Source organism: Actinomyces respiraculi (assembly GCF_014595995.2).
GTDB classification, from domain to species: Bacteria; Actinomycetota; Actinomycetes; order Actinomycetales; family Actinomycetaceae; genus Actinomyces; species Actinomyces respiraculi.
Window position 1 is genome coordinate 2,818,715 of sequence record NZ_CP063989.1, and the last position, 23,752, is coordinate 2,842,466.

22 protein-coding genes, 1 tRNA gene and 1 pseudogene are annotated in these 23,752 nt (G+C 68.5%); 6 read left to right on the plus strand and 18 right to left on the minus strand.

What is annotated here, in order from left to right; translation table 11 throughout:
* Window positions 1-65: 65 nt before the first annotated feature.
* The 3 genes from ID810_RS11830 to ID810_RS11840 all read right to left on the minus strand — a co-directional run bounded on the left by ID810_RS11830 (window position 66) and on the right by ID810_RS11840 (window position 2,590).
* Window positions 66-1,400, minus strand: a complete 1,335-nt coding sequence (locus ID810_RS11830; RefSeq protein WP_166858160.1) for a hypothetical protein — start codon at window positions 1,398-1,400, stop codon at window positions 66-68.
* 58 nt (window positions 1,401-1,458) lie between these two features.
* Entirely contained in the window at window positions 1,459-2,097 is a 639-nt protein-coding gene (upp, locus tag ID810_RS11835) for a uracil phosphoribosyltransferase (RefSeq protein ID WP_166858158.1), read from the minus strand.
* A gap of 61 nt (window positions 2,098-2,158) precedes the next feature.
* Window positions 2,159-2,590, minus strand: a complete 432-nt coding sequence (locus ID810_RS11840) for a nucleoside deaminase (protein WP_235931542.1) — start codon at window positions 2,588-2,590, stop codon at window positions 2,159-2,161.
* 155 nt (window positions 2,591-2,745) lie between these two features.
* Between ID810_RS11840 and ID810_RS11845 the strand changes: the two genes are divergently transcribed.
* Both ID810_RS11845 and ID810_RS11850 read left to right on the plus strand, forming a co-directional pair.
* Window positions 2,746-3,339 (plus strand): DapH/DapD/GlmU-related protein, encoded by a 594-nt coding sequence (locus ID810_RS11845; protein WP_243856701.1) that lies wholly within the window; start codon window positions 2,746-2,748, stop codon window positions 3,337-3,339.
* Between the two features lie 70 nt (window positions 3,340-3,409).
* Window positions 3,410-3,498, plus strand: a tRNA-Ser gene (locus ID810_RS11850).
* Window positions 3,499-3,633: 135 nt separating this feature from the next.
* On the opposite strand, the gene ID810_RS11855 is transcribed toward ID810_RS11850, so the two are convergent.
* The 5 genes from ID810_RS11855 to ID810_RS11875 form a co-directional block, all read right to left on the minus strand.
* Complete coding sequence (locus tag ID810_RS11855; protein ID WP_166858154.1) at window positions 3,634-4,458, minus strand: formate/nitrite transporter family protein; 825 nt, start codon at window positions 4,456-4,458, stop codon at window positions 3,634-3,636.
* A gap of 69 nt (window positions 4,459-4,527) precedes the next feature.
* Window positions 4,528-5,391 carry a hypothetical protein gene (locus tag ID810_RS11860; protein WP_243856699.1) on the minus strand — a complete coding sequence of 288 codons (864 nt, stop codon included), beginning with the start codon at window positions 5,389-5,391 and terminating at the stop codon, window positions 4,528-4,530.
* A gap of 42 nt (window positions 5,392-5,433) precedes the next feature.
* On the minus strand, window positions 5,434-6,633 hold the full coding sequence (locus ID810_RS11865; RefSeq protein ID WP_243856696.1) for a Fic family protein: 1,200 nt from the start codon (window positions 6,631-6,633) through the stop codon (window positions 5,434-5,436).
* Window positions 6,634-6,801: 168 nt separating this feature from the next.
* Window positions 6,802-7,776, minus strand: coding sequence for a class 1b ribonucleoside-diphosphate reductase subunit beta (gene nrdF / locus ID810_RS11870; protein WP_166858152.1), 975 nt, complete (start codon window positions 7,774-7,776; stop codon window positions 6,802-6,804).
* 165 nt (window positions 7,777-7,941) lie between these two features.
* On the minus strand, window positions 7,942-8,337 hold the full coding sequence (locus tag ID810_RS11875) for a rhodanese-like domain-containing protein (RefSeq protein WP_166858150.1): 396 nt from the start codon (window positions 8,335-8,337) through the stop codon (window positions 7,942-7,944).
* A 75-nt stretch (window positions 8,338-8,412) separates the two neighbouring features.
* Between ID810_RS11875 and ID810_RS12860 the strand changes: the two are divergent.
* Window positions 8,413-8,609: pseudogene (locus ID810_RS12860) on the plus strand (phosphoribulokinase); the annotation flags it as partial.
* Window positions 8,610-8,626: 17 nt separating this feature from the next.
* On the opposite strand, the gene ID810_RS11880 reads toward ID810_RS12860, so the two are convergent.
* The 6 genes from ID810_RS11880 to nrdH all read right to left on the minus strand — a co-directional run bounded on the left by ID810_RS11880 (window position 8,627) and on the right by nrdH (window position 14,772).
* Window positions 8,627-9,700: a hypothetical protein gene (locus ID810_RS11880; RefSeq protein WP_166858148.1), complete on the minus strand. Its 1,074-nt coding sequence runs from the start codon at window positions 9,698-9,700 to the stop codon at window positions 8,627-8,629.
* A complete protein-coding gene (locus ID810_RS11885; protein ID WP_166858146.1) occupies window positions 9,697-10,689 on the minus strand; it encodes a hypothetical protein in 993 nt (330 codons plus the stop codon). The genes ID810_RS11880 and ID810_RS11885 overlap by 4 nt, the downstream gene beginning before the upstream one ends.
* A 174-nt stretch (window positions 10,690-10,863) precedes the next feature.
* On the minus strand, window positions 10,864-11,952 hold the full coding sequence (locus ID810_RS11890) for a hypothetical protein (protein ID WP_166858144.1): 1,089 nt from the start codon (window positions 11,950-11,952) through the stop codon (window positions 10,864-10,866).
* Entirely contained in the window at window positions 11,949-14,102 is a 2,154-nt protein-coding gene (gene nrdE, locus ID810_RS11895) for a class 1b ribonucleoside-diphosphate reductase subunit alpha (RefSeq protein WP_166858143.1), read from the minus strand. The genes ID810_RS11890 and nrdE overlap by 4 nt, the downstream gene beginning before the upstream one ends.
* Window positions 14,087-14,512, minus strand: a complete 426-nt coding sequence (gene nrdI, locus ID810_RS11900) for a class Ib ribonucleoside-diphosphate reductase assembly flavoprotein NrdI (RefSeq protein ID WP_235931531.1) — start codon at window positions 14,510-14,512, stop codon at window positions 14,087-14,089. Before nrdI ends, nrdE begins: the two co-directional genes overlap by 16 nt.
* Window positions 14,513-14,526: 14 nt before the next feature.
* The gene (nrdH, locus tag ID810_RS11905) at window positions 14,527-14,772 is read right to left on the minus strand and encodes a glutaredoxin-like protein NrdH (protein WP_166858141.1); all 246 of its coding nucleotides are present in this window, start codon (window positions 14,770-14,772) and stop codon (window positions 14,527-14,529) included.
* 632 nt (window positions 14,773-15,404) lie between these two features.
* Here nrdH and ID810_RS11910 point away from each other — a divergent pair.
* Window positions 15,405-15,914: a transcription repressor NadR gene (locus ID810_RS11910; RefSeq protein WP_166858139.1), complete on the plus strand. Its 510-nt coding sequence runs from the start codon at window positions 15,405-15,407 to the stop codon at window positions 15,912-15,914.
* A gap of 68 nt (window positions 15,915-15,982) precedes the next feature.
* Entirely contained in the window at window positions 15,983-17,062 is a 1,080-nt protein-coding gene (locus ID810_RS11915; RefSeq protein ID WP_235931532.1) for a PTS sugar transporter subunit IIC, read from the plus strand.
* A 75-nt stretch (window positions 17,063-17,137) separates the two neighbouring features.
* Here ID810_RS11915 and ID810_RS11920 read toward each other — a convergent pair whose 3' ends face one another.
* The 4 genes from ID810_RS11920 to ID810_RS11935 all read right to left on the minus strand — a co-directional run bounded on the left by ID810_RS11920 (window position 17,138) and on the right by ID810_RS11935 (window position 22,372).
* Window positions 17,138-18,988: an alpha-amylase family glycosyl hydrolase gene (locus ID810_RS11920; protein WP_166858137.1), complete on the minus strand. Its 1,851-nt coding sequence runs from the start codon at window positions 18,986-18,988 to the stop codon at window positions 17,138-17,140.
* A 270-nt stretch (window positions 18,989-19,258) separates the two neighbouring features.
* The gene (locus ID810_RS11925; protein ID WP_166858135.1) at window positions 19,259-20,092 is read right to left on the minus strand and encodes a carbohydrate ABC transporter permease; all 834 of its coding nucleotides are present in this window, start codon (window positions 20,090-20,092) and stop codon (window positions 19,259-19,261) included.
* Window positions 20,092-21,015, minus strand: a complete 924-nt coding sequence (locus tag ID810_RS11930) for a carbohydrate ABC transporter permease (RefSeq protein WP_235931533.1) — start codon at window positions 21,013-21,015, stop codon at window positions 20,092-20,094. The genes ID810_RS11925 and ID810_RS11930 overlap by 1 nt, the downstream gene beginning before the upstream one ends.
* Window positions 21,016-21,067: 52 nt before the next feature.
* Window positions 21,068-22,372, minus strand: coding sequence for an extracellular solute-binding protein (locus ID810_RS11935; protein WP_235931534.1), 1,305 nt, complete (start codon window positions 22,370-22,372; stop codon window positions 21,068-21,070).
* 193 nt (window positions 22,373-22,565) lie between these two features.
* On the opposite strand from ID810_RS11935, the gene ID810_RS11940 reads away from it, so the two are divergent.
* Window positions 22,566-23,741 (plus strand): family 20 glycosylhydrolase, encoded by a 1,176-nt coding sequence (locus tag ID810_RS11940; protein ID WP_166858131.1) that lies wholly within the window; start codon window positions 22,566-22,568, stop codon window positions 23,739-23,741.
* The last annotated feature ends 11 nt before the right edge of the window (window positions 23,742-23,752 follow it).

Sequence of the window (23,752 nt, forward strand, 5' to 3'; positions counted from 1 at the left end):
CCCGGGGCGCGAGCATGTGCGAGGACCCCGCCTCATCGTGAGGCGGGGTCCTTGTGCGTGATGGCTCAGCGGGCCGGGACATATCCGTACAGGGTGCCGGTGTCGAGGTCGTAGCCGACGGCGAGGCTCTCGGTCACCATCGACAACTGGTCCCCGTCCGCGACGTCCGTGCCCTCGAAGGTGATGGCCTCACCCGTGGAGGTGTTGTACATGAAGGCAAAGGCGTTGTCGGTCGGGCGGTCCGCGAGGCGGACCGTCATGACGGGGTGCTCGCGGGTCATCGTCACCCACGTGGCGCAGGAGAAACTGGTCTGGGCGATCACGGTGTCGGAGCCGCCGATCGCGATCGTGGGGATCTCGATGGTGGGACCGTCGATCGCCCACACCCGGTCGAGGCAGTCGCTGTCCTTCGGGTGGTGGCTCCAGCCGACGACGCTGCCGAGGTCGCCATCGGTCCACAGGTCCTTGAACTGCGCACGGGTACGCGGCTGGAAGCCGTACTGCGGAGTCTCGTTCTCCTTCCACGGCAGGGTGCCCTGGTAGTCCTCCGTCGCCTCGCCGCCCGCGAGCCTGTAGGAGTAGATGTGCCAGTACTCGTTGCTCGTGTCCCAGGAGGTGACGAGCCAGCCGTCGGCGGCCGACGCAACCGCCCAGTTCTGCAGCGCGGGCATCGTGAAGGAGACGACCTCGCCCGTGTCGATGTCGATTGCCGTGTAGAGGCCGATGAGGGTGTAGCGGGCGCCGTCGCGGTGGAGGACGATGAAGGGCTGGTTCACGGCCTCGAGGTCACGGTGGCCGTTGATGACGTCGGCGGTCCACAGCGGTGCGCTGGAGCCGGGTGCCCAGCCGTCGCAGTGATCGGAGACGGAGCAGGTGATGACCCGGTCCTCCAGGACGATGGGGCGGTTCGCCGCCGTCCACGGAGCACTGGAGACGGTCCCCGTAGCGAGGTCGATGAGCGTGCTGCCGTGCACGAGCGTGGTCGAGTCCCACACCTGGAAGGGCGCCTGTCCCACGGTACCCGCCGAAAGGTCGGCCGTCGCGGTCCACACCCGGGTGACACCTGAGGCGCTGACCGTGTATCCGGTGAGCGTGGCGGCCGTGTCCGTGGGACCCTCGCTCTCAACGGCCACCAGATAGTTCTCGGCGACGACAACCTCGGCATTCGCGGGGATCTGGGCGGACCAGGCCTGGGTCGCACCCTCGGCCCAGCCTCCCTCCGGCATGACGTAGGGGCGAACGTTGGTGGCGCTCATCGCCGTGCGCTGGTCGGCTGAGGTGGCCCACCCAAGGCCGACAACGCCCGCGAGGGTGAGGGCCCCGGCCAGGATGGCGGCGAGGACCGCCGGCGTCCCAGGTCTGTCAGGGCGACGCGCAGGTGAGGCGGACGATGAGGTCATGGTGTGATGCTACGGGGGTCGGCGCCGTCGGGCAGAGGCCTCGGGTGGGACGGCCCATTCAGTCGACGATGCCGTAGAGGCGGTCGCCGGCGTCGCCGAGGCCGGGGACGATGTAGGCCTTATCGTTGAGGCGCTCGTCCACGTGGGCGGTGACGATCGTGACGTTCGCGCGACCGCCGATGGCCTCCTCAAGGGTCTTCAGGCCCTCGGGGGCGGCGATGAGGCACAGGGCGGTGACGTCACGGGCGCCGTGGGCCAGCAGGTACTCGACGGCGGCGATGAGCGTGTGGCCCGTGGCGAGCATCGGGTCGACGATGAAGCACTGGCGGCCGGAGAGGTCGTCCGGGAGGCGGTTGGCGTAGGTCTCGATCTCAAGAGTGTCCTCGTCGCGCTTCATTCCGAGGAAGCCGACCTCGGCGGTCGGCAGGAGGCGGGTCATCCCCTCGAGCATGCCGAGCCCGGCGCGCAGGATCGGCACGACGATGGGGCGGGGGTCCGCCAAGTGGCGACACTGGGCGACGGCGACCGGGGTCTTGATGCTGACCTCCTCGGTTCTCACCTCGCGGGTGGCCTCATAGGCCAGGAGGGTGACGAGCTCATCGACGAGCTGGCGGAAGACCGCGGAGGGGGTCTTCTCGTCGCGCAGGACGGAGAGCTTGTGGTCGATGAGCGGGTGGTCGGCAACGTGCAGGCGCATAGGCACAGACTACGGCGCGGGCCGGGCTCACGCCGTCGTCCCGGAAGACGTCGGGGCGGAGTCAGCGTCGCTCGGCGAAGAATGAGCGGAGCAGGGCCTCGGACTCGGCGGCGCGCAGGCCGGCTCGGACCTCGACGCGGTGGTTGGCGCGCGGATCGCGCAGGATGTCGCGCACGCTGCCGCAGGCGCCGGTGCGCGGCTCCCACGCACCCAGGACGACGGTGGCCAGGCGGGCGAGCTGGATGGCGCCCGCGCACATCGTGCAGGGCTCCAGGGTGACGACGAGCGTGCAGCCGTCCAGGTGGGAGCGGCCCAGGGCGGCGCCGGCGGCCCTCAGCGCCCGCACCTCCGCGTGGGCGGTGGGGTCGTGCTCGGCCTCGCGGGCGTTGGCGGCCTCGGCCAGGATCCGGCCGTCGGGGGCGAGGACGACGGCGCCGACGGGTACCTCGCCCTGCTCGCCGGCGGTCCGGGCGAGGGTGAGGGCGCGGTCCATGGCGGCGCCGTAGCGCTCGTCGGTCAGGCTCACGGAGCCAGCCTTGCACGTCGGTGACCTTTGGTGGCGGTCGGCGACAGTGGCCCGGGTGGGCCAAGGGCGCCGACCGACAGGAGTGGCTGTTCGAGGCCTCATGCGGTCGATATCCTTCCCGTATGGCGGACACGGCAGAAACGATGACCCTTGACCGGTTCCTTGAGATGACGGCCCGCAACCAGGCCCTGCCTCACGACGAGGAGGTGCACGCCTTCATGGTGGCCGTGGGAGAGGAGAGCCGACGCCTGACCGCCCGCCTGAACTCCGAGTACCTGGAGCCGACTGAGAGGGCCGAGCTCTTCGGGCGGATCACCGGGGAAGGAGCACCGGAAGGGTTCCAGGTCTTCCCGCCCTTCACGACGGACTTCGGCCGCAACATCCACGTCTCTGAAGGTGTGTTCATCAACTCGGGGTGCCGCTTCCAGGACCAGGGCGGCATCTGGATCGGAGCGCGCAGCCTCATCGGGCACAACGTCGTGCTCGCGACCCTCAACCACGACCTGTCCGTGGCCCGGCGCGGTGACACGGTGCCCGCACCGATCCGCATCGGCCAGGACGTGTGGATCGGGGCGAATGCCACCGTGCTGGCGGGCGTGACCATCGGTGACGCCGCTGTGGTGGCCGCAGGGGCGGTTGTCACCAAGGATGTGCCTGCGCGGACCGTGGTCGCCGGCGTGCCGGCGCGGGTGGTGCGTGAGGTGCCTGAGGAGTAGGCGCGTGAGCGAGGTCGCAGGGATGCGGGATTGGGAGTGAGTGGCTCGTCCGTGTACCCTCGGTCTGCGAGGTAGTGTGTCCGAGCGGCCGAAGGTACAGATCTCGAAAGTCTGTGTGGTTCATAGCCACCCTGGGTTCGAATCCCAGCACTACCGCCAGCAGAAGGCCCGGCATCCCAACGAAAAGATGGAGTGTCGGGCCTCTCGTACGCACCGCGTGGAACGCACGTGGAACGTTGCGAGGCGAGTCTCGCACTCGGGTCTCGGCGGGTGCGGCTGCCTCCTGTGTTGTGCTCAGTGCGCGATAGGCAGACCGACCTCGACGCGGGCCTCGTCGGCCCCCACCTCCGTCTTGTGGGCGACGAGGTACGCGCAGCCGACGAAGATCGCGCCTCCGACGACGTTGCCCAGCCCGACCACGAGGAGGTTGCGCGCCGCGTGCGCCAGCGTCGCCGCCTCGTAGCCCTCGAACATGCCCAGGGAGAAGGTCGTCATGTTCGCCACCACGTGCTCGAAGCCGCTGGTGACGAAGGCAGCCATGCACCAGGCCATCGCGACGATCTTCGAGCCCTCGCTCGTCGAGCGGGTGGCCCACCAGATCGCCAGGCACACGAGGATGTTGCACAGGATCCCCCGCGCGAGCATCTCAAGCACCGAGTAGTCGACCCCCTTGTGGTGGACGGCGTACTCGACGAAGGCTCCCGCAGCGGTCCCGGGCTCCACGACACCCGCCCAGTGCACGAGCAGCGACAGCACGATGGCCCCCAGCAGGTTGCCCAGCAGCATGAACAGCAGGACACCACCCGCACGAACCCAGGTGATCGTCTGGCGCACGGCCCCGACGGTGAAGACCATCATCGCGCTCGTCGCGAGCTCTCCGCCGGCGAAGACGCACAGGATGAGGCCCATGCCGAACACGGCACCGGAGACGAGGGAGAACCACGGGTCATGGGCCTCACGCAAGGGGCCGGCCGCGGTGAACATGAAGACGTCAGCCAGGCCGATGAAGGCGCCCCCGAGCATGGAGGAGACAAGGAAGGGAAGGGGACGACGCGCCTCGCCGGTGCGGGTCACGGCGTAGCCGGCGTGGTAGTCGATGTTCTGGGTGAGGGAGAGCATGGGCAGATCCTCTCTCCCACACCACTGCGGCGCCGGGCTCAACAGCTCATCGTCGCCGTGGTGCGCGCCTCATTCCGGCAGGATGAAGGAGCAGCCGAGCGCGAAGGGGAAGCCGGGGGCCAGGACCGCATCCACAACGGGCTGGGCCATCTCAACCAGCCGCTCGACGTCGAGCCCCTCCTCGTCGCCTGTCCGGGTCACCAGGGTCGAGTAGGGCACCTCGAGGTCCAGCAGGGTCATACCGTCCTGGTGGGTCGCCTCCGCCCAGGCCGAGGTGTCGACGTCGAGCAGGGTCCCCAGGTGGAAGCGCATGACGGAGTCGGCATCGACCTCGCTGGGGACGGACAGCAGGTGGTGGGCCTCCGGGTCGCGCGGGGCGCGTAGCGTGAACAGGAGGATGGCGCCGTCGCGGGCGGCCCGCAGCATGAGCCGGGCGACGTGCACGCTGAACCCGGTGATGTCGAAGTCGGCGGCGGTGGCCCCCATCGCCTCCTGGACGGTCAGCGGCGGTCCTAGCGGCACGGGTGCACCGTCCCGTGGGTCGTTGACGGCCCGGGGTCCCGACGGCGTCACCGCCCTGAGCAGCAGGACTGGGCCCTCCTCGCCGTCCCGGGCGGGAAGAAGCGTGCCGGTCTCGACGTGCTCCACCCAGCCGGACGGCGTCGGCGAGGGCCCCGGCTCGGTCTCGACGTGCCCGAGGCCGAGGACGTGAGCGAGGTCCGTATCGTCAGTGGGGCGGTACCACTCGATCTCGGTGCCGTCGTGCCATAGCGGCACGACGCCGTTGAAGGGCATACCGAAGCGGACGTGGCGGGAACCGGTTGGCGTCTCAGGCCGCGGGGAGGCGCCGTCGGGAACCGTCCCGGGCGGCAGCGGTTCCATCGGATCCTCGACGTCGCCGGTGCCGGGCCTGCCCACGAAGTACTCGCTCACGCAGGCAGGCTACCAACGCGCGGGCCGTCGTCGGCCTGGGCCTCAGGCCCTGCCCAGCAGGACGCGAAGCACCTCCGGTGCCGCGAAGCGCCGCGTGCCCGATCCTCGGCCCACCTCGTGAAGGATGCCGAGATCCACGAGCTGGCCGACCAGCACGTTGGCCCGTCCGTAGGACACTCCGAGCTCGCCCGCGACCGTCCGGACCGTGAACGACGGGTGGGCGATGGCGAGGTCGACAACGGACAGGGCGTGGGCCGAGCGCAGGCGGGAGCCCCGTACCCGTTCGCTCAGTGTCTCCTGGACCTTGACGAGCTCGAGCATCTGCCGACGGGTCGTGGTGGCCGCCTCCGCGAGCCCGTGGGCGAAGAAGGTGAGGAAGGTGTCCCAGTCGCCGTCGGTGCTCACCCCCAGCAGGGCGTCGTCATACTCCGCGCGACGAGCCTCGAACCAGGGGGAGACCGTGAGTGCCGGTTCGGTCAGCAGGCCGTGACGCAGCAGGGTCAGGACGATGAGGTAGCGCCCAAGCCGCCCGTTGCCGTCACGGAAGGGGTGGAGCATCTCGAACTGGTAGTGGGCCATGCCGACGACGACAACCGGGTCGATGCGGTCGGTGTGGTCGGTGCCGACCCAGGTGAGCAGGTCCTCCACGCCCGCGCGCAGTTGGTCCCCCGGGGGCGCCGGGACGAATCGTGCCGCCTCAACAGGGGTCAGATCGCGTCCGGCGCCCGGCTGCCAGCCGATGACGACCTGGCTGGTGCGCAGCCGCCCCGACTCCGCCTCGAGCGCGGTGCCGCGCATGAGCCGACCGTGAAGGTCCTCCAGGAGCCCGAGGGTCAGGGGGCGCTCCTCGTCCACCCACTCGAAGCCGAGCTTCGCCATGGCGACATAGTTGAGGATCTCGCGCATCTCCACCGTCATCGGGGACTCGTCGTCGGCGGTCAGGACGTCTGCAAGCGGCGCATACGTGCCCTCAAGGGCGGAGGTGGCCTGCGCCTCCGTGCGCAGGGAGGGCATACGCAGCAGGTAGGGATTGGGGAGCCGACGGGCCGTGGCGTCGAGCGCGGCGAGGGCGCGGCCGGCTGCGGCCACAGCCCGGTACGTGGCGCCACCCAGCTCCGGCTCCGCGTGAGGCAAGGGGGTGGGAACGAAGGCCTTGTGCTCCCACGACCCGCGCAGGGGGTCGGAGCCCGAGATGGTGACGAGCTGCCCCATCGCAGGGTTCCTGAACATCGCCGCATCCACGCCGTCAGTCTAACGGGTGTTGTGTGACATGCCGAGGGCCTCGATGTCACACAAGGGGCCGTTGTGTGACATCGAGGCCCTCGGCATGTCCGCTAACAGATGTGGCGAACGTTGGTGGGTGGTGCCGACGGCGTTGGTCGGCGCCGTCGGACGCCGACCCACGGGGGCTCAGAAGTCCCAGTCCTCGTCCTCGGTCGCCTCGGCGGTACCGATGACGTAGGAGGAGCCCGAGCCGGAGAAGAAGTCGTGGTTCTCGTCCGCGTTCGGGGACAGGGAGGCGATGATCGCCGGGTTGACGTCCGTGGTCTCGGCCGGGAACAGCGCCTCGTAGCCGAGGTTCATCAGGGCCTTGTTCGCGTTGTAACGCAGGAACTTCTTGACGTCCTCGGTCAGACCCAGCTCGTCGTAGAGGCTCTCGGTATAGGACTCCTCGTTGTCGTACAGCTCCATGAGCAGGTCGAAGGTGTAGTCCTTGAGCTCGGCCTGACGGGCCTCGGAGGACTCGCGCACGGCCAGCTGGTACTTGTAGCCGATGTAGTAGCCGTGCACGGCCTCGTCACGGATGATGAGGCGGATGAGGTCGGCCGTGTTCGTCAGCTTGGCGTGGCTGGACCAGTACATCGGCGCATAGAAGCCGGAGTAGAAGAGGAAGGACTCGAGCATGGTCGAGGCGACCTTGCGCTTGAGCGGGTCGTCGCCGCGGTAGTAGTCGAGGATGATGTGCGCCTTGCGCTGCAGGTGCTCGTTCTCCTCGCTCCAGCGGAAAGCCTCGTCGATCTCCGCGGTGGAGATGAGGGTGGAGAAGATCGAGGAGTAGGAGCGCGCGTGCACGCTCTCCATGAAGGCGATGTTGGTGAGCACGGCCTCCTCGTGCGGGGTGCGCGCGTCAGGGATGAGGGAGACCGCGCCGACCGTGCCCTGGATCGTGTCCAGCAGGGTCAGGCCCGTGAAGACCCGCGTCGTCATGTTCTGCTCGGCCGCGTTGAGCGTGGCCCAGGACTGCACGTCGTTGGACAGCGGCACCTTCTCGGGCAGCCAGAAGTTGCCGGTGAGACGGTCCCAGACCTCGAGGTCCTTGTCATCATCGAGACGGTTCCAGTTGATGGCCTGGACACGGTCAATGAGCTTGATCGGCTCGGGCATAAGGGGCTCCTCCAGTCGGGTTCGCGAGTCGCCTGCGCGGGGTCGGGCGAGCTACCCCTCATGCTAACGACGGCGAGCCCCAGGCGCCTCCAACGCGGCGGCCGAATCGACACGCTCCACCCGGCGTTGGCGGCGTCCCGCCTTGCGCGAGCCCAGCCCGGGCGTCTACGTGGTGACGATCTCCAGCCCCAGCGTCTCGGCGGCGTCCTTGAGGCCACCGAGGTCGTGGACGTCCGTGAAGCCGGCCTCCTCCATGCGGGCGACCGCCTGAGCCGAGCGGTTGCCGCTGCGGCAGTAGACGCCGTAGGAGTTGGTCATGTCGAGGGCGGCGATGGCCTCGCCGAAGGAGTCGGAGGAGACGTCGATGTTGACGGCGCCCTCGATGTGCCCCTCGGCGAACTCCTCGGGGGTGCGCACATCGATGATGACGTTGGGGGCCGCCATGGGCTCCGAGGCCGCGTCCCCGGAGGAGGACTCGTCCGCCCCGCAGGCACTGAGCGTGACGGCAGCAGCGGTGGAGACGACGAGCGTGGCGAGGGTGCGCCGGGAAAGGGTTGACACGTGGGTCCTCTCGGGTGATCCATAAGATTCGTACGACCAGTGTGCCAGAACCGACGAGGATCGCTCATGGGTGGCCGCCCCGCCGAGGTCCTCGTCCCGGTCTACCGGCGCGACCTGCACGAGCCGGTCGCGGCCGGCTCGTGGCGCGCCACCGGGCCTTCGGGCGCGAGGCCGCCGACGCGACCCACTGGGTGCGCACGGTGGACGTGCCCAACGCCGAGCTGGTGGCGGCGACGGCGTCGCGCTGCGACGAGGTGTGGCAGGTCACCGACGACGCGCCCGCCGCACCTCAGGAGGCGGCGTCGAGAAGCCTCTCAGCCATGCTGAGGTCCTCGGCATCCGTCATCTCAGGGTCCGGGCGCAGGGGGCGCACGGAGGCGTCGATGGAGGTCGAGTGGTAGGCCTGCGCGCCGTCGTGGGCGAGTGAGAGAAGGTGACGCCACCGGGAGCGGTCCACGACCCTGATGACCTCCGCGGCGCGGTCATCGAAGGTGGAGCCGCTGCCGCTGAGGGGACCGGGGTCCATACCGTCGTTGTAGCGGACAGAGATCGTCATGTCGGCCGTCACCTGATGGAGGCCGGAGGGGGCGCTCCACTCGACCCGGACGGAGGACCGATTCTCATCGGAGGGGGAGGCCGTGGCGAGCGTGCCCGGGTCGTCCGGCCGCTCGCCCAGGACGCCCACGATCTCCGCCAGAGGGGCGGACTCCATGCTCTCGCCGACGATCGGGCTCACGAGGACCGGCCACCCCCCGAGCACCATGGTCTGCGTGAACGCCAGGTCCAGCGCGCTCGGTGCCAGCTGCGCGGGCGTCGTCATGAGGACGTCAGCCGGGACGGCATCGACCTGGCCCCAGTCGACCGTGAGGGAGGAGCCGACCGGGGACGGCCTGTGGCACACGGCGGTGCGACGCAGGGTGGTGGCTGCGTACTGGGTGCACTCCAGGCACTCGCGCAGGAGCTCCTCCGTCTTCAGCTCCCGGCCCTTGCCCATCTCAAGGTCGGTGACCTCGCAGCGCCCGCCGTCCGCGAACGCCCAGGCCAGGGAGAGGTCGATCTCCCCGAAGACGCTGGAGAGCTCCTCCTGGGCCGAGAGGCACAAGGCCAGCACCTCATCGACGGCGGCCCCGTCGCGCAGCGTGGCGTGCGCCCTCACGACCGGCGTCTTGCCCCAGTTCGGCCTGGCGTCCGTGGAGAAGCTCGTCACCAGGTCCTGGCCGTTCAGGTAGCGCTCCACCGCGCGCTCAGCCTGCGCGCCCGCGCAGGCCGTGAGGGCCGGGGCAACGGCGACCAGCGCGCCCAGGCGCAGGAGCGAACGGCGCGTGAGAGCGCTCCGGGGGGCATGGCTCCATCGGGGCCTCATGCGCGCGCTCCCTCACGCATCTGCTCACCGAGGCCCGTCGCGGTCTCCGACTCCGAGACCACTGTTGCCGGTGACGTCGAGGTGTCGAGGAGAACGTCCCGCACAGTGCCGCCACCCGTACCGCGCACACGGACGATGCCGTGCCACCCGTTCTTCTCCAGAGCCCGCACCGCAGCGGCCCCCAGGCTGACGAGCCCGTCCTCGTCGGAGACCTCCATCCCCACCCCGATCGCCACATCCTCGGGCAGGAGCGGGCTATCGCCGACGGTGAGCCACGAGTACCTGCTCGGCTGCGGCAGGGCCGCCACCAGCCCGTCCACCGGGACACCCTTGGCGCTCGCAGCCCCCTCCCGCGAGGTCACCGCCACGCTCACCTCCCAGTCGGCGAGCACCACCTTCTGCTCCAGGAGCACGTCGTAGCCGCCGCGGGCCAGGTCCTGCGGCAGGGTGAGGGCGACGTCGTCCGGCAGGGTGTCCGCGGAGCCGTGGTCCACGGTGTAGCTCAGGGCCGGGGCCTCGCCGTCGACCCGATCCGTGATCCGCCCGCACCCCACCGTCCGGGCGGTCCCGGTGGCCACCGTCAGAGCCCCCTCGACACCGGCGCGCAGCAGGTTACCGTCGTAGACCATGGAGGCGCTGGGCGCGTTGAAGACCGCCTGGGCGCACTTGTCCATGCGGACCCCGTGGTGGGACCAGGAGGCGGTCACGTAGACGGGGAACGTCGTTTCCTCGCGCAGGACGGGCTCGGCGTCGGCGAAGAGGGCGGCGACGTCGTCGGCGCTCACGTCCTCCTCGAGCTCGAGGTCGATGATGACCTGGTCGGCGGCGTCGGCGGTGTTGAAGGAGTCCTTGACACTGCGCACGCGGGGCCGGTCCGTGAAGTAGTTGGCGACCGTCCGCGTGTCCCGGGCCACCGCGCAGGAGACGAGCGCGGGTGTCAGTGCGAGCAGGCCGCCCAGGAGCAAGGCGCTACGACGTCGGATTCTCATAGCAGCAGGTTAACGACCTGACAGTGCAGGGCAATCGGCAGTTCTCCCCCTGCGGTTCCCGCCCGGCGCGCGGTCCGGACCACCTCGTTACTTCAACCAGGGGATCCGTACTCGCGAAGGTTGTCCACACGCGTGAAGGTGGTCCGGACTCGCACGGGCCGGGCGCCGTCGGAGCTACCGGCGCACCTCCTCCAACAGCTCCGCGGCCAGCCGGGTGTTGTTGACAGGATCGGTGAAGGCGCCGCTGAGCACGGCATCCTCGTTGACCTCCAGGTGCCCGCCCGTGCAGGTGTAGGCGACGTACCCGGTCGGGTGGGTGGCGTCACCCGCGTGCAGGATGACAGGGGTCTGGCCGCAGTCGTCGGCAGCGCGCAGGATGTCCACGGCCGCGTCCGCGTCGGGCCCCTCCTCGCCACCGGGCAGATTGCTCACTGTGAGGGCGTGGCCCTCCGAGTGGAGCTCGAGCTCGTTGGTGAGGTAGGAGATCCACGGGTCGTGGGCGTCGAGGATCCTGCCCACCAGGCCCGGCAGGGCCTCGGACACCGGGTCCCCGGGCTGAAAAGTGATGTTGACGTTCCACCGTCGTGTCTCGGCGCGGAAGCCGACGCCGCTCACGTCGGCGGGCGCAGCGGCGGCGACGGCAACCATCCCCTCGTGCAGGGAGTCCTCGTCCGGGTACGTCAGGGCGAGGACGTCCGGCGAGATCAGAAGGACGCGCTCGGCGCCGCGGGTGTCGACGCTCCGCACGGCGTCGATGAACCGCGCCTCGGCCTCGTGGTCACTGGGCTGCCCGGAACTGGTGATGACCAGGGCCGTGGGCACGTCCGTCACGCCCGCGATCTCGACGATGACCGTGAGGACCGCTCTGACGCTCGGGTTCTCACCAACCGCCTCACGGGGCAGGTTCCGGGCGAAAGCGGTCTGGACGTCGTCGACGAGGGAGAGGACGTCGTCGGTGCTCAGGTCCTTGCGCGGGGCCAGGCGCACGCTGAAGGTGGAGGATCCTCCGGCGCTGCGGACACGGGAGAAGGTGAGCTCGTCCGCGTGCTCGGCCAGGGCGTCCTCGAGGGTCTGGCCCATCGTCTCATCCGGCACTCGCCCCGGCGCCGGGCTGGCGGTGGCCGGGGAGGACCGCCAGTCGAAGGACATCTCGAGGTCCTCGAAGGGGTCCTCCTGCGCGGCACCGCAGGCGCCGACGGCGAGCGCGACGACCACCGCCACGAGGGCTGCCAGCGCGCGGGCGGCGCCACCGCCGTCGTTCACAGCATGCAGGACACGCAGCCCTCGACCTCGGTGCCCTCCAGCGCCATCTGGCGCAGACGGATGTAGTAGAGCGTCTTGATGCCCTTGCGCCAGGCGTAGATCTGAGCCTTGTTGACGTCTCGCGTCGTGGCCGTGTCCGGGAAGAACAGGGTGAGGCTCAGCCCCTGGTCCACGTGCTGGGTGGCAGCGGCGTAGGTGTCGATGATCTTCTCGGGACCGATCTCGTACGCGTCCTGGTAGTACTCCAGGTTCTCGTTCGTCATGTAGGGCGCCGGGTAGTAGACCCGCCCGATCTTGCCCTCCTTGCGGATCTCGATCTTGGAAACGATCGGGTGGATCGACGACGTCGAGTTGTTGATGTAGGAGATCGAGCCGGTGGGCGGCACGGCCTGGAGGTTGCGGTTGTACATGCCGCCCTCCTTGATGCGCGCCGCGAGCGCCGCCCAGTCCTCACGGGTGGGGACGCTGATGGAGGAGCGCTCGAAGATCTCCTTGACGCGCTCAGTCACCGGCAGGAAGTCCTGGGTCGTGTACTTCTCGAAAAAGGCACCGGAGTAGTAATCAGACTCCTCGAAGCCGACGAAGGACTCCCCGCGCTCGACGGCGAGCTCGTTGGTGGCCGTCAGGGCCGCATAGAGCACACAGGCGAAGTAGACGTTGGTGAAGTCCAGGCCCTCCTCAGAACCGTAGAAGATCCGCTCACGGGCGAGGAAGCCGTGAAGGTTCATCTGGCCCAGGCCGATGGCGTGGGACTCCTTGTTGCCGCGGTCGATGGAGGGAACGGAGGGCAGATCCACCTGGTCGGAGACGGCGGTCAGGCCACGCACCGCCGTGCGGACCGTGCGCATGAAGTCCGGCGAATCCATCGTCTTGGCGATGTTGAGCGAGCCGAGGTTGCAGGAGATGTCCTTGCCGACGTGGGCGAAGCTGAGGTCCTCATTGAGCACGCTGGGCTCGGAGACCTGAAGGATCTCGGAGCACAGGTTGGACATGATGACCTTGCCCTTGACGGGGTTGGCCCGGTTGACCGTGTCCTCGAACATGACGTACGGGTAGCCGGACTCGAACTGGATCTCCGCGAGAGTCTGGAAGAACTGGCGGGCGTCGATCTTGGTCTTCTTGATGCGCGGGTTATCCACCATCTCGCGGTACTTCTCGGTCACCGAGATGTCGGAGAAGGGCACCCCGTAGACGCGCTCGACGTCGTAGGGGCTGAAGAGGTACATCGGCTCCTTGTTGCGGGCGAGCTCGAAGGTGATGTCCGGGATGACCACGCCCAGGGACAGCGTCTTGATGCGGATCTTCTCGTCGGCGTTCTCGCGCTTGGTGTCGAGGAACCGCATGATGTCGGGGTGGTGGGCGTGCAGGTACACGGCACCGGCTCCCTGGCGCGCCCCGAGCTGGTTGGCATAGGAGAAGGAGTCCTCGAGCAGCTTCATCACCGGGATGACGCCGCTGGACTGGTTCTCGATGCGCTTGATGGGCGCACCCCTCTCACGCAGGTTGGTCAGCAGCAGGGCGACGCCACCGCCACGCTTGGACAGCTGGAGGGCGGAGTTGATGCCGCGGGCGATCGACTCCATGTTGTCCTCGATGCGCACCAGGAAGCAGGAGACGGGCTCACCGCGCTGAGCCTTGCCCTCGTTGAGGAAGGTGGGAGTGGCCGGCTGGAAGCGGCCCGTCATCATCTCCTCAACGAGGTCGAGGGCGAGCTGCTTGTCGCCGGCGGCGAGGGCGAGGGCCACCATGACGACGCGGTCCTCGAAGCGCTCGAGGTAACGCTTGCCGTCGAAGGTCTTGAGCGTGTACGAGGTGTAGTACTTGAAGGCGCCGAGGAAGGTCTCGAAGCGGTACTTGTGCGCGTAGGCCGCCTTGAAGACCGACTTGATGAAGTCGGGCTCGTAGTAGTCCAGGACATGCTTCTCGTAGTAGCCCTCCTCAACCAGGTACTCCAGCTTCTCCTCAAGGTCGTGGAAGAAGACGGTGTTCTGGTTGACGTGCTGGAGGAAGTACTGGCGCGCGGCCTCGTGGTCCGCGTCGAACTGGATCCTGCCGTTCGCGTCGTACAGGTTCAGCTTGGCGTTGAGGGCGTGGTAGTCCAGGCCCAGGGGGACCGACTCGGAGCCGGTGTCCGTCAGCGTGTCTGCCAAAACGTGTCCAATCCTTCTCTGACGCGTGCGACGTCGGTGGGAGTGCCAAGGAGCTCGTAGCGGTACATGTGGGGCACGCCGAGCTTGGCGGAGATGATGTCTCCGGCGATGCAGTAGGCCTCGCCGAAGTTGGTGTTGCCGGAAGAGATGACCCCGCGGCACAGCGCGCGGTTGTGCTCGTTATTGAGGAACTTGATGACCTGCTTGGGCACGGCGCCCTTGTGGTTGCCTCCGCCGTAGGTCGGCACGAACAGCACGTACTCGCGGTCGACGACGAGCGGCTCCTGCGTGGGGCGCAGCGGGATGCGCGCGCTGGGGAAGCCGAGCTTGGCCACGAACCGGTGCGTGTTCTCCGAGACGGAGGAGAAGTAGACGACGAAGGGTCCGTCGGTCTCCTGGATGCAAGTCACGGGGTGACGTGCGCTCAGATGGCGACGGCCTCGACGGCGGCGGCAAGGGACTTGATCTTGTCCGGGCGGAAGCCGGACCAGTGGTCCCCGCCCGCGACGACGACGGGCGCCTGGGCGTAACCGAGGGACTTGACCTGCGCAAGCGCCTCAGCGTCGACAGAGACGTCCACCGTGTTGTAGTCCAGGCCGGCCTTGTCCAGAGCACGGTAGGTGGCGTTGCACTGGACGCAGTTGGGCTTGCTGTAGACGGTGATGGCCATGTCAGTCGCTTCCTGGCTGTCGTGATCGGTGCCGGTCCCTGTGTCTGTGCGCGGTGGCGACCAAGGCCCCGCGCGGGGGGATCTCAGTCGTGTAAGCACACGGATGTAGTTCTCGGGAGGGCAGAGGTGCCTTACGAGGTAAGACACTACCCCTAGGGGTCGGCGCCTGCCAGCACCCCAACATGCTGTGTTTCGCCCTCGCCTGTGCATGGCGCGCTCCTTCCCTGTGGACAGGCCCGCGAGGACTGTGGACGAGCTCGCGGGCACCTCTCCAGAACGCCACCGGGTGGGGCCCGATGAGAGACGTCGGATCGGCAGAAACATGGTCACGCAAGGGTGTGACACGAATTCGGCGTCGACTCTCCATCACTCCCCAGGAGGTCAGCGGCGCGGGTCCCCAGGCTGGGGACGACCGTCGGCACATTCATCCCAAGCACCCGCACGCTCCGGCGTGTCGCACCCCCGCCCCGGCGTGTCGCACTCACCCCGCAGCATCCCTCCTGCCACACCCGCCCAGCACCTCTCCCGCCACACCCGCCCAGCACCTCTCCCGCCACACCCGCCCAGCACCCGTCCGCACGACGTCGGACGTGTTACGGTCCCGGCAACCCGCCCTCTTCACAAGGAGGACCATGGAAGCCGCGCGACGTCGTGAGCGAATCCTCGAGCGCCTCAACGCAGCCGGCACCCCCGTCCCGGCCTCCACCCTGGGCAGCGAGCTCGGCGTCTCGCGCCAGATCGTCGTCGGCGACGTCGCCCTGCTGCGCGCGGCGGGCCAGGCGATCCGGGCGACCAACCGCGGCTACGTCCTCGCACACCCCACCACACGCGCACGCCGCTCCTTCCACGTCACGCACGACCGCGATCTGCTCGACGCGGAGCTGAGCGCCATCATCGACGCCGGCGGAACCATGGTGGACCTGAGCATCCCGCACGCCGCCTACGGCCGAGTCACGGTGGACCTGCTCGTGCGCGACCAGGAGGACATCGCCCAGCTGCTCGAGCAGCTGGGCCGCTCTCCCCTGCTGTCCGAGCTCACCAACGGCTACCACTCCCACACGGTGGAGGCCGACGACGAAGCCACTCTCGACGCCGTGCACACGGCTCTCGACGCGCTCGGGATCCTCGTTCACGAGGATTAAGTCCCGCACCCTTGACTCCACGTGTCAAGACACCCCCGTCTTCCCGCGTCGCCACCCCAGGAGGCCCCGTGAACCACCTGCGCGCACTCGTCGGCAGGATCTTCGTCGAGGGCCTGACCGGCATGGCACACGGCCTCTTCGCCACCCTCATCATCGGGACGATCCTCACCCAGCTCGGCGGCTTCCTGCCCGACAGCATCGGCACCACCGTCGTCCTGCTCGGCCGCGTGGCCGCCAGCATCACGGGCGCCGGCATCGGGCTCGGCACCGCCCTGCGGCTCAAGGCCTCCACCTTCACCACCGTCAGCGCGGCCGTCGTCGGACAGATCGGCGCTCAGGCCGGTGCCCTCCTGTCCGGCAGCGCCCTGCACACCGACGACATCGGGGCGGCCCTGCTCCTGCGCGGCCCCGGAGAGCCCCTCGGCGCCTTCATCGCCGCCTACACGGCCATCGAGGTCGGCCGCCTCGTCTCCGGCCGCACCCCCGTCGACCTCCTCGCCACGCCACTGGCCACCGTCCTCGCCGGAGGCGGCGTCGGCCTGCTCATCGGCCCCCCGATCTCCACGGCCATGACCGCGCTCGGCGAGGTCGTCAACTGGGGCACGGAACGTCAGCCCCTGCTCATGGGGGCCGTCGTCGCCGTCGTCATGGGCATGGTCCTGACCCTGCCGATCTCCTCGGCCGCGCTGGGCATCATCCTCGGCCTGTCGGGGCTTGCCGCTGGCGCCGCCACCATTGGCTGCACCAGTCAGATGGTCGGCTTCGCCGTCGCCTCCTTCCGCGAGAACCGCTGGTCCGGACTGCTCGCACAGGGCCTGGGCACCTCCATGCTCCAAGTGCCCAACATCGTGCGCCATCCCCTCATCTGGCTGCCCCCGACACTGGCCTCGGCGATCCTCGGCCCCGTCTCCACCACCCTCATCGGCATGGAGTCCAACGCCGTCGGCTCCGGTATGGGCTCGGCCGGACTGGTTGGCCAGATCATGACGTGGCAGACCATGTCGCCGACGACGACGCCCGCCACGCTCTGGGCGATCATCCTCGGCTTCCAGATCCTCGCCCCGGCGGCACTCACGCTGGTCCTGAGCGAGGCGATGCGTCGGCGCGGATGGATCAAGCCCGGAGACATGCGCCTCGCCAAGGCCTGAGGCAGCAATCTCCGGCTGAGCCGACGACGACGCCCACCAACCGCCGTCGGCCACCAACGCCCGTCGACCGCCGGATCAGGGCTCGACGCGTACCCAGGCGGTGGCGTCGGCGGGCAGGACCCGCACGCTGCGCCCGTCATCTGCCACGCGCTCCTCGACGGGGGCGGAGGAGACGAGGACGCGCCCGTCCGGCAGCTCAACCTCCGCACCGAAGGCGGTCCATGACTGCACGGCGGAGCGAGCGAAGGCGAGCACGCCCTCTTCGCGCCGCACCCACGTGAAATCGTCGCCGACACCGCCGACACTGTTGGCCACCAGCGCCCGGCGAGCCGCGAGCGCCCGGCGGTAGAAGGAGAGGAAGGAGTCGTCCTCGGCCTCCTGGCGCTCGACGGACAGGCCGCCCCACCAGCCGGGCTGCGGAAGGTGCGCCTCGGCGCCGCCGTCGGGACCGAAGCCGCAGGAGGTGCCGGAAGCCGTCCACGGCAGCGGCACGCGGCACCCGTCCCGCCCCTTCTCCACGGCGCGGTTGCGCGTGGCGATCGGGTCCTGCAACCGCTCCTCCACGATGTCGGGGACCTCCAGCAGACCAAGCTCATCGCCCTGCCACACGTACATCGAGCCCGGCAGCGCCATGACCGCCAGCGCGCCGGCCGCGGCCCGGCGCCGACCCGCGTCGGCGTCGTAGCGGAAGCGGGCGTCGTCGCCGTCGGCCAGCAGCCAACGGCGCGACAGGTCCAGCGAGCGCCCGAAGACCGCCTCCTGGACGCCCGCAGTCCGGGCCGCGCTCTCCCCCGACTCCTCGTCCCCGACGGGCACCCGGTGGGTGGGGTCGAAGCCGTAGCGGCTGGCGACGCGCACGACGTCGTGGCAGCCCAGGACCCAGGTGGTCGAGCCGCTGCTTGCCAGGTCCGCGAGCCCCGCGGAGATCGCCCACTCGTAGGAGGCGGAGGTGAAGTCCGCATCCTGCATCTGGAAGTTGAAAGCCTGGCCGACGCTGCGCGCATAGGCGGCGCGGCGGTTCGGCATGACGCCGGCCTCGGCGACGGCGAAGCGGGGCGGGTCGTAGGACTCCAGGACCGGGCGCCACTCGGCGTAGATGGCGTGGACCTCGTCGCGGTCGAGGAGCGGGTGGGAGCCGTCGTCGGTCAGCGGCCAGGGCAGCTCGGACCACGGGCGGTCCAGCTGGCTCAGGTCCTTCGCCAGGCCCGAGGCGACGTCGATGCGGAAGCCGTCGACGCCGTGGTCGCACCAGAAGCGCAGGGTCTCGATGAAGTCGGCGTGAACGGCGGGATCCTCCCAGTTCAGGTCCGGCTGTTCGGACGCGAAGAGGTGCATGTACCACTGGTAGGGGCGGCCGGTGCCGGGGCCGGTGAGGGGGCGGCCAGCGGCGTCGACGTCGTCGATGCGCTCCCAGATGGAGCCGCCGAAGAGGGACCGCCAGTCGTTCGGGGGGAGCTCGCCGTCGGCGCCCGTGCCCTCGCGGATGACGTAGTGGCGCCGTTCGGGGGCGTCGGGGCCTCCGGCCAGGGCCGCGCGGAACCAGGCGTGTCGGTCGGAGGTGTGGTTGGGGACGATGTCGACCAGAACGCGGATGCCGGCGCCGTGGAGCGCGGCGACCATCTCATCGAAATCGGCCATCGTGCCGATCTCGGGGGCGACGTCGCGGTGGTCGTCGACGTCGTAGCCGCCGTCGGCGAGGGCGGAGGGGTAGAAGGGGGAGAGCCACACGGCGTCGACGCCGAGCGCGCGCAGGTAGGGCACGCGGCTGGTGACGCCCTTGAGGTCTCCGATGCCGTTGCCGTCGAGGTCCGCGAAGGAGCGGGGGTAGACCTGGTAGATGACGGCGTCGTGCCACCACTGGCGGGCGGCGTCGGCCCGGGTGGTGGGCTGTACGACGGCGTCGTCGCGGGAGGTGTGGTCAGTCACGCGCGTCAGCGTGCCACAAGCGTCGGAGAGCACCGAATCGGGGCCGGGTCCCGCTCCGCTTGGACCACCACAGTGCGTTCAGGACCACTGCTCCGCATGTGGACCACCTACGAACGCGTTCCAGGTGGTCCACATGCGGGACAGTGGTCCGAACCGACCGATGATGGTCCAAACTCAGCACTTCTCAGCACTCTCAGCACTTCTCAGCACTCGACGACGTGGACAGCCAGGCCGCCGCGGCTCGTCCTTGGAAGGCGCGCGGTCAACCGGTCAACCCTTGACTGCGCCGGAGACCAGGCCCGAGGTCATTCGGTTCTGGACGAAGATGAACAGGAACATCACCGGTAGGGCGATGAGCGTCGAACCCGCCATCACCCCACCCCAGTCGGCTCCACGCAACCCCTGGAGGAAGCCCTGAAGCCACAACGGCAGCGTGACGGCACTGTCCCTGGAGAGGATGATCAGCGCGAGGGTGTACTCGTTCCACGCGTGCAGGAAGCCGAAGATGCTTGTCGCGACGAGGCCCGGAGCCAGTAGCGGCAGCGTGATCCGGACGAACGCTTGAAACTTCGAGCACCCGTCGACGGTGGCGGCGTCCTCGAGCTCAGTGGGCACACCGTCGACGTAACCGCGCATCATCCAGATCACGAAGGGCAGCACACCACCGACGTAGAGCAGCGACAGGCCGAGGACGGAGTTCAGCAGGTTCCAGCTGTCGAGCATCCGGTACTGCGAGATGAAGAGGGCCTCGGCCGGGACCATCTGGATCAGGAGCACGAGCACGATGAGCGTGCGACGGCCGAAGAAGCGGTAGCGCGACAGCGCCCACGCCGCGAGCAGCGCGCACGACGTCGTGGCCACCACGGTGATAACCGCGGCGGTGAGCGAGACGCGGAGCGCGGACCAGTAGGTCGGATCGGTGAGGACCGTGACGAAGTTGTCGACCGTGACGTGCACGGGCACGACGTTGGGCGGCACGGAGAGCAGGTCGCGCTCGGGCTGGAAGGCCGAGTTGAGCATCCAGTACACCGGAACCGCCCACAGCAGCGCCACGAACGAGAGCAGGACGTTGACCGCGATTCGCCCCGTGGTCTTGCGCGTCATCAGTTGACCTCCCCGCGGGTGAACAGCATGTGGATGTACTTGCCCGTGATCACCAAGGTGATGAGCAGGATGATCGTGGCGAGCGCCGAGGCCATGCCGTAGTCGCCTTCGGCGATGCCCACCTGGTAGACGTACGTGCCGAGCAGGTTGGTCTCTGTCGAGATGCCTCCTGCCCCCTGGAGGACGTAGATGTGAGTGAACACGCGCAGGTCCCAGATCACCTGCAGGACGCCGATGAGCGAGATGACAGGTGCGATCGTCGGCATGATCACGTGGCGCAACCGCTGGAGGTAGCCGGCACCGTCGAGCTGCGCGGCCTCGATCTGCGCTTCATCGACCTGGGTGAGCGCAGCGTAGATCGAGATCGTCGCCAGCGGCATCGACGCCCACACGATCACGGCGGAGGCGATCAGGTAGAAGGTCCAGAAGCTGTTCGCGAGCCACGAGAAGCCCGCGAACTGTTCAAGCCCCATGCTGACAAGCGCGTGGTTCACAAGGCCGAAGTTGGGGTCGACGAGCCACTGCCACAGCGTCAGCGAGGCCATAAGCGGCATCGCCCACACGATGATGAGCACGACGTTCATCGCGGTGCGCACCACCGGTGACGCGGCGCGCATCAACAATGCGAAGAGGACCGCAAGGATCATCGTCCAGCCGGCGGTCCACGCGCAGAAGCCGAGCGACTTCGCCAGCACAGCCCAGAAGTAGGGATCCTTGACAATGGTCGCGTAGTTGTCAAGGAACACCCATGTCGGCGGCTGCCCGAACTGCTGGGCGAGGCCGAACTCCTGGAACGACATGATGAACTGCCGCAGCATCGGCCATCCGAGCGCAACCAGCACCAGGGCTGCCGCGGGCAGCATGAGCAGGTACGGGGTCGTCTGACGCGAGAGCGTAGCCGACTTTCTTGGTGTTCGGGCCATGGTGTCCTCTCCCGGGTCGGGCGGGGGCGTGAGCCCCCGCCCGCTTCATGGGTCACTTCGAGTTGAGGATGTCCTCGATCTTCTGGCCGTACTCGGCCGCGGTGGCCTCGACCTCATTGCCTTGGGCGAGGGCCGTGTAGAAGTCCCGGATGAGGTTGTTGCTCGTGGCAACACCCCACTGCGGCGTGTTCGGCGTCAGCTTGGCGTCGGCGACGATCTCGGCCTGCAGCGGGCCCATCCTTCCGGTGGCCTCCTTGCCGTAGGTGACGTTGCCGGGCACCCAGCCGTCCTTTGCGACGAGGATTTGGAAGTCCTCGGCGAAGATGATCTCCAGCGCCTTGCGGGCGAGCTCGGGGTTTTGAGACTTCGTCGGCAGGGAGATGTTGGAGCCGCCCGCGAACGAGTGCCCGATCTCGCCCTCCTTCAAGCCGGGGATGGCCATGACGCCGACCTTGTCCGCGTCCCACAGCTCGTCGCTGATCTTGCCGCCCACGTTGTCGGTGGCGACCAGAACGCCGACCTTGGCGTCGTTGAAGTACTTCTCGAAGGCGGTCTGCGCGGCCTGGCTGTCGAGCGCGTAGGCCGTGCCCTCGTTGAACAGCCGCTGGATGCGCTTGATTGCCGAGATGCTCTGCGGCGCAGTGAGCTGCTGCACCCACGTGCCGCCGTCCATTGTCGCGAACTCGCCGCCGCCGGCGAAGAAGAGGGAGTTGGCGCTGTGCTGATCCACTGCGGCCAAGTACATGCCGGAGAACCCAGGAACGTTCTCGGGGTTCGCCTTGCCGAGCTCGATGACCGTGTCGGCGAACTCGTCGAGGGTCTTGGGCTCGCTGAGCCCGGCGGCCTCAATCAGGTCCTTGCGGTAGAAGACCCCTCTGGCACCCGCGTAGAGCGGCAGGGCGTAGAGCTTGCCGTCCCATGTGCCGGCCTCGATGAAGCTCGGGATCAGGTCGGCACCGCCCAGCGTGTCGTACATGTCGTCCACCTGCGCGAATGCACCGACACTGGAGAAGATGGAGGACTGGGTGTTGCCCGTCTCGATGAGATCCGGACACTCCTTGTCAGAGGCCAGCGCGGTCTGCATCTTCGCGACGATGCCATCCCACGGCTGGATCTCGACCTTGAGCACGTTGCCCTCGTTCTCCTGTGCGAAGGTCGTCTCAAGCAGGGAGATCGCCTCGTCGCTGATGGAGCCCTCCATGAACCACACCCGGACGGTCTGGCCCGTCACGCCTGTGCCATCCGAGGTCGTTGCGCTCGTGGGCTTCGCATCGTCGCCGCAAGCCGACAAACCCATGGCCGCGAGCGCCGCCGTCGAGACGGCGAGCATCCCGCGACGAGAGAACGTGTTCGACATCTTTGTCTCCTTCAGAAGGTGGTACCCGCGAGCCTCGGTCAAGGCGCGGGTCGATCGATGACCCACTGGGTACTACGTTAAGGTGATAGTAACACCGCGCGAAGACCCTGCAATAGGGCGTGTTCACCGTCCCATTCGCGATAGAACTATACTCTCCTGGGCATAGCGCGAGCATGGCTTGGAAGGAGGAATCGTGGTCACCCCACCGTTGATCCCCACGGGCTCCACACCCGCCCGCCACAGGTGGCGAGGCCTGCACTTGGACAGCGCCCGGACCTTCTGGCCGCCCGACGTCGTGCTCGAACTCCTCGACGTCATGGCGCGCTACCGTCTGAATCGGCTGCACTGGCATCTCACCGACGACGCGGGCTGGCGCTTCGCCGTGCCGGACTACCCGCTGCTGCTCACCGTGGCCGCACAGCTCCCGCGCGAACGCTTCTCCTGGTACACGAACGTGAACCACGACAAGCGTCGCGCCGCGCTCGACGCAGCACCCGACAGCTCCACCCGTGGCTGGTACCGCGACGAGGACATCCGGCGAATCGTCGCCCACGCGAAGGACGTGGGCATCGAGATCATGCCGGAGGTCGACCTGCCCGGGCACATGGCGGCCGCCATCCGCGCGTATCCCGAGCTGGGCGACCCGTCCTTGGTCGGCGTTGAGCCGGACACGTGGCCCCACCGCAACGACCTGCTCTGGCCCGGTGAGCGCTCGGAAGCCTTCCTCCGCGCAGTACTCGACCACGTGGCCACGCTCTTCAGCTTCGAGTACGTGCACGTCGGCGGAGACGAATGCAATCACAGCGCATGGCGTGCGGATGAGGCGCTCATGCGCACAGTCGACGGTGACCCACTTGCCCTGCACCGGCACTTCATGCAGTTCGCCCGCACCCATCTCCGTGGCCTTGGTCGGCGTACCGCGGTCTGGGACGAGGCTGTGGACAGTGGTCTCGCGGGCGACGAACTCGTCTTCGCCTGGCGAGACGAGCAGAGGGTCCTCGCCGCAGCGCACTCAGGCAACCCATGGGTTTTCGCGGAGGCCTCGTACCTGTACCTCAATCACCTGTCCGGGCCGGAGGAGGATGAGCCCGCCGGGATGCGTGAGATCATCACAGCCCGCGACGTGCTCGAAGCACCGGTCCCCGACAGTGCCGTCGGCGTGCAGGCAGCCTGCTGGACTGAGTTCATCACGGACAGGGCCGGCCTGCACTACCACCTGTTCCCCAGATTGCTCGCTGTGGCAGAGTTGGCGTGGAACGGGCCGTCCACCTCCTGGCACACCTTCGCCCCCGCACTGGCACATGAGATGAAGGTCCTCCATGAGTTGGGCATCGGCGGTCGATCAATCTCGATGGACGCCTACGGATGAAGGAGCGTTGC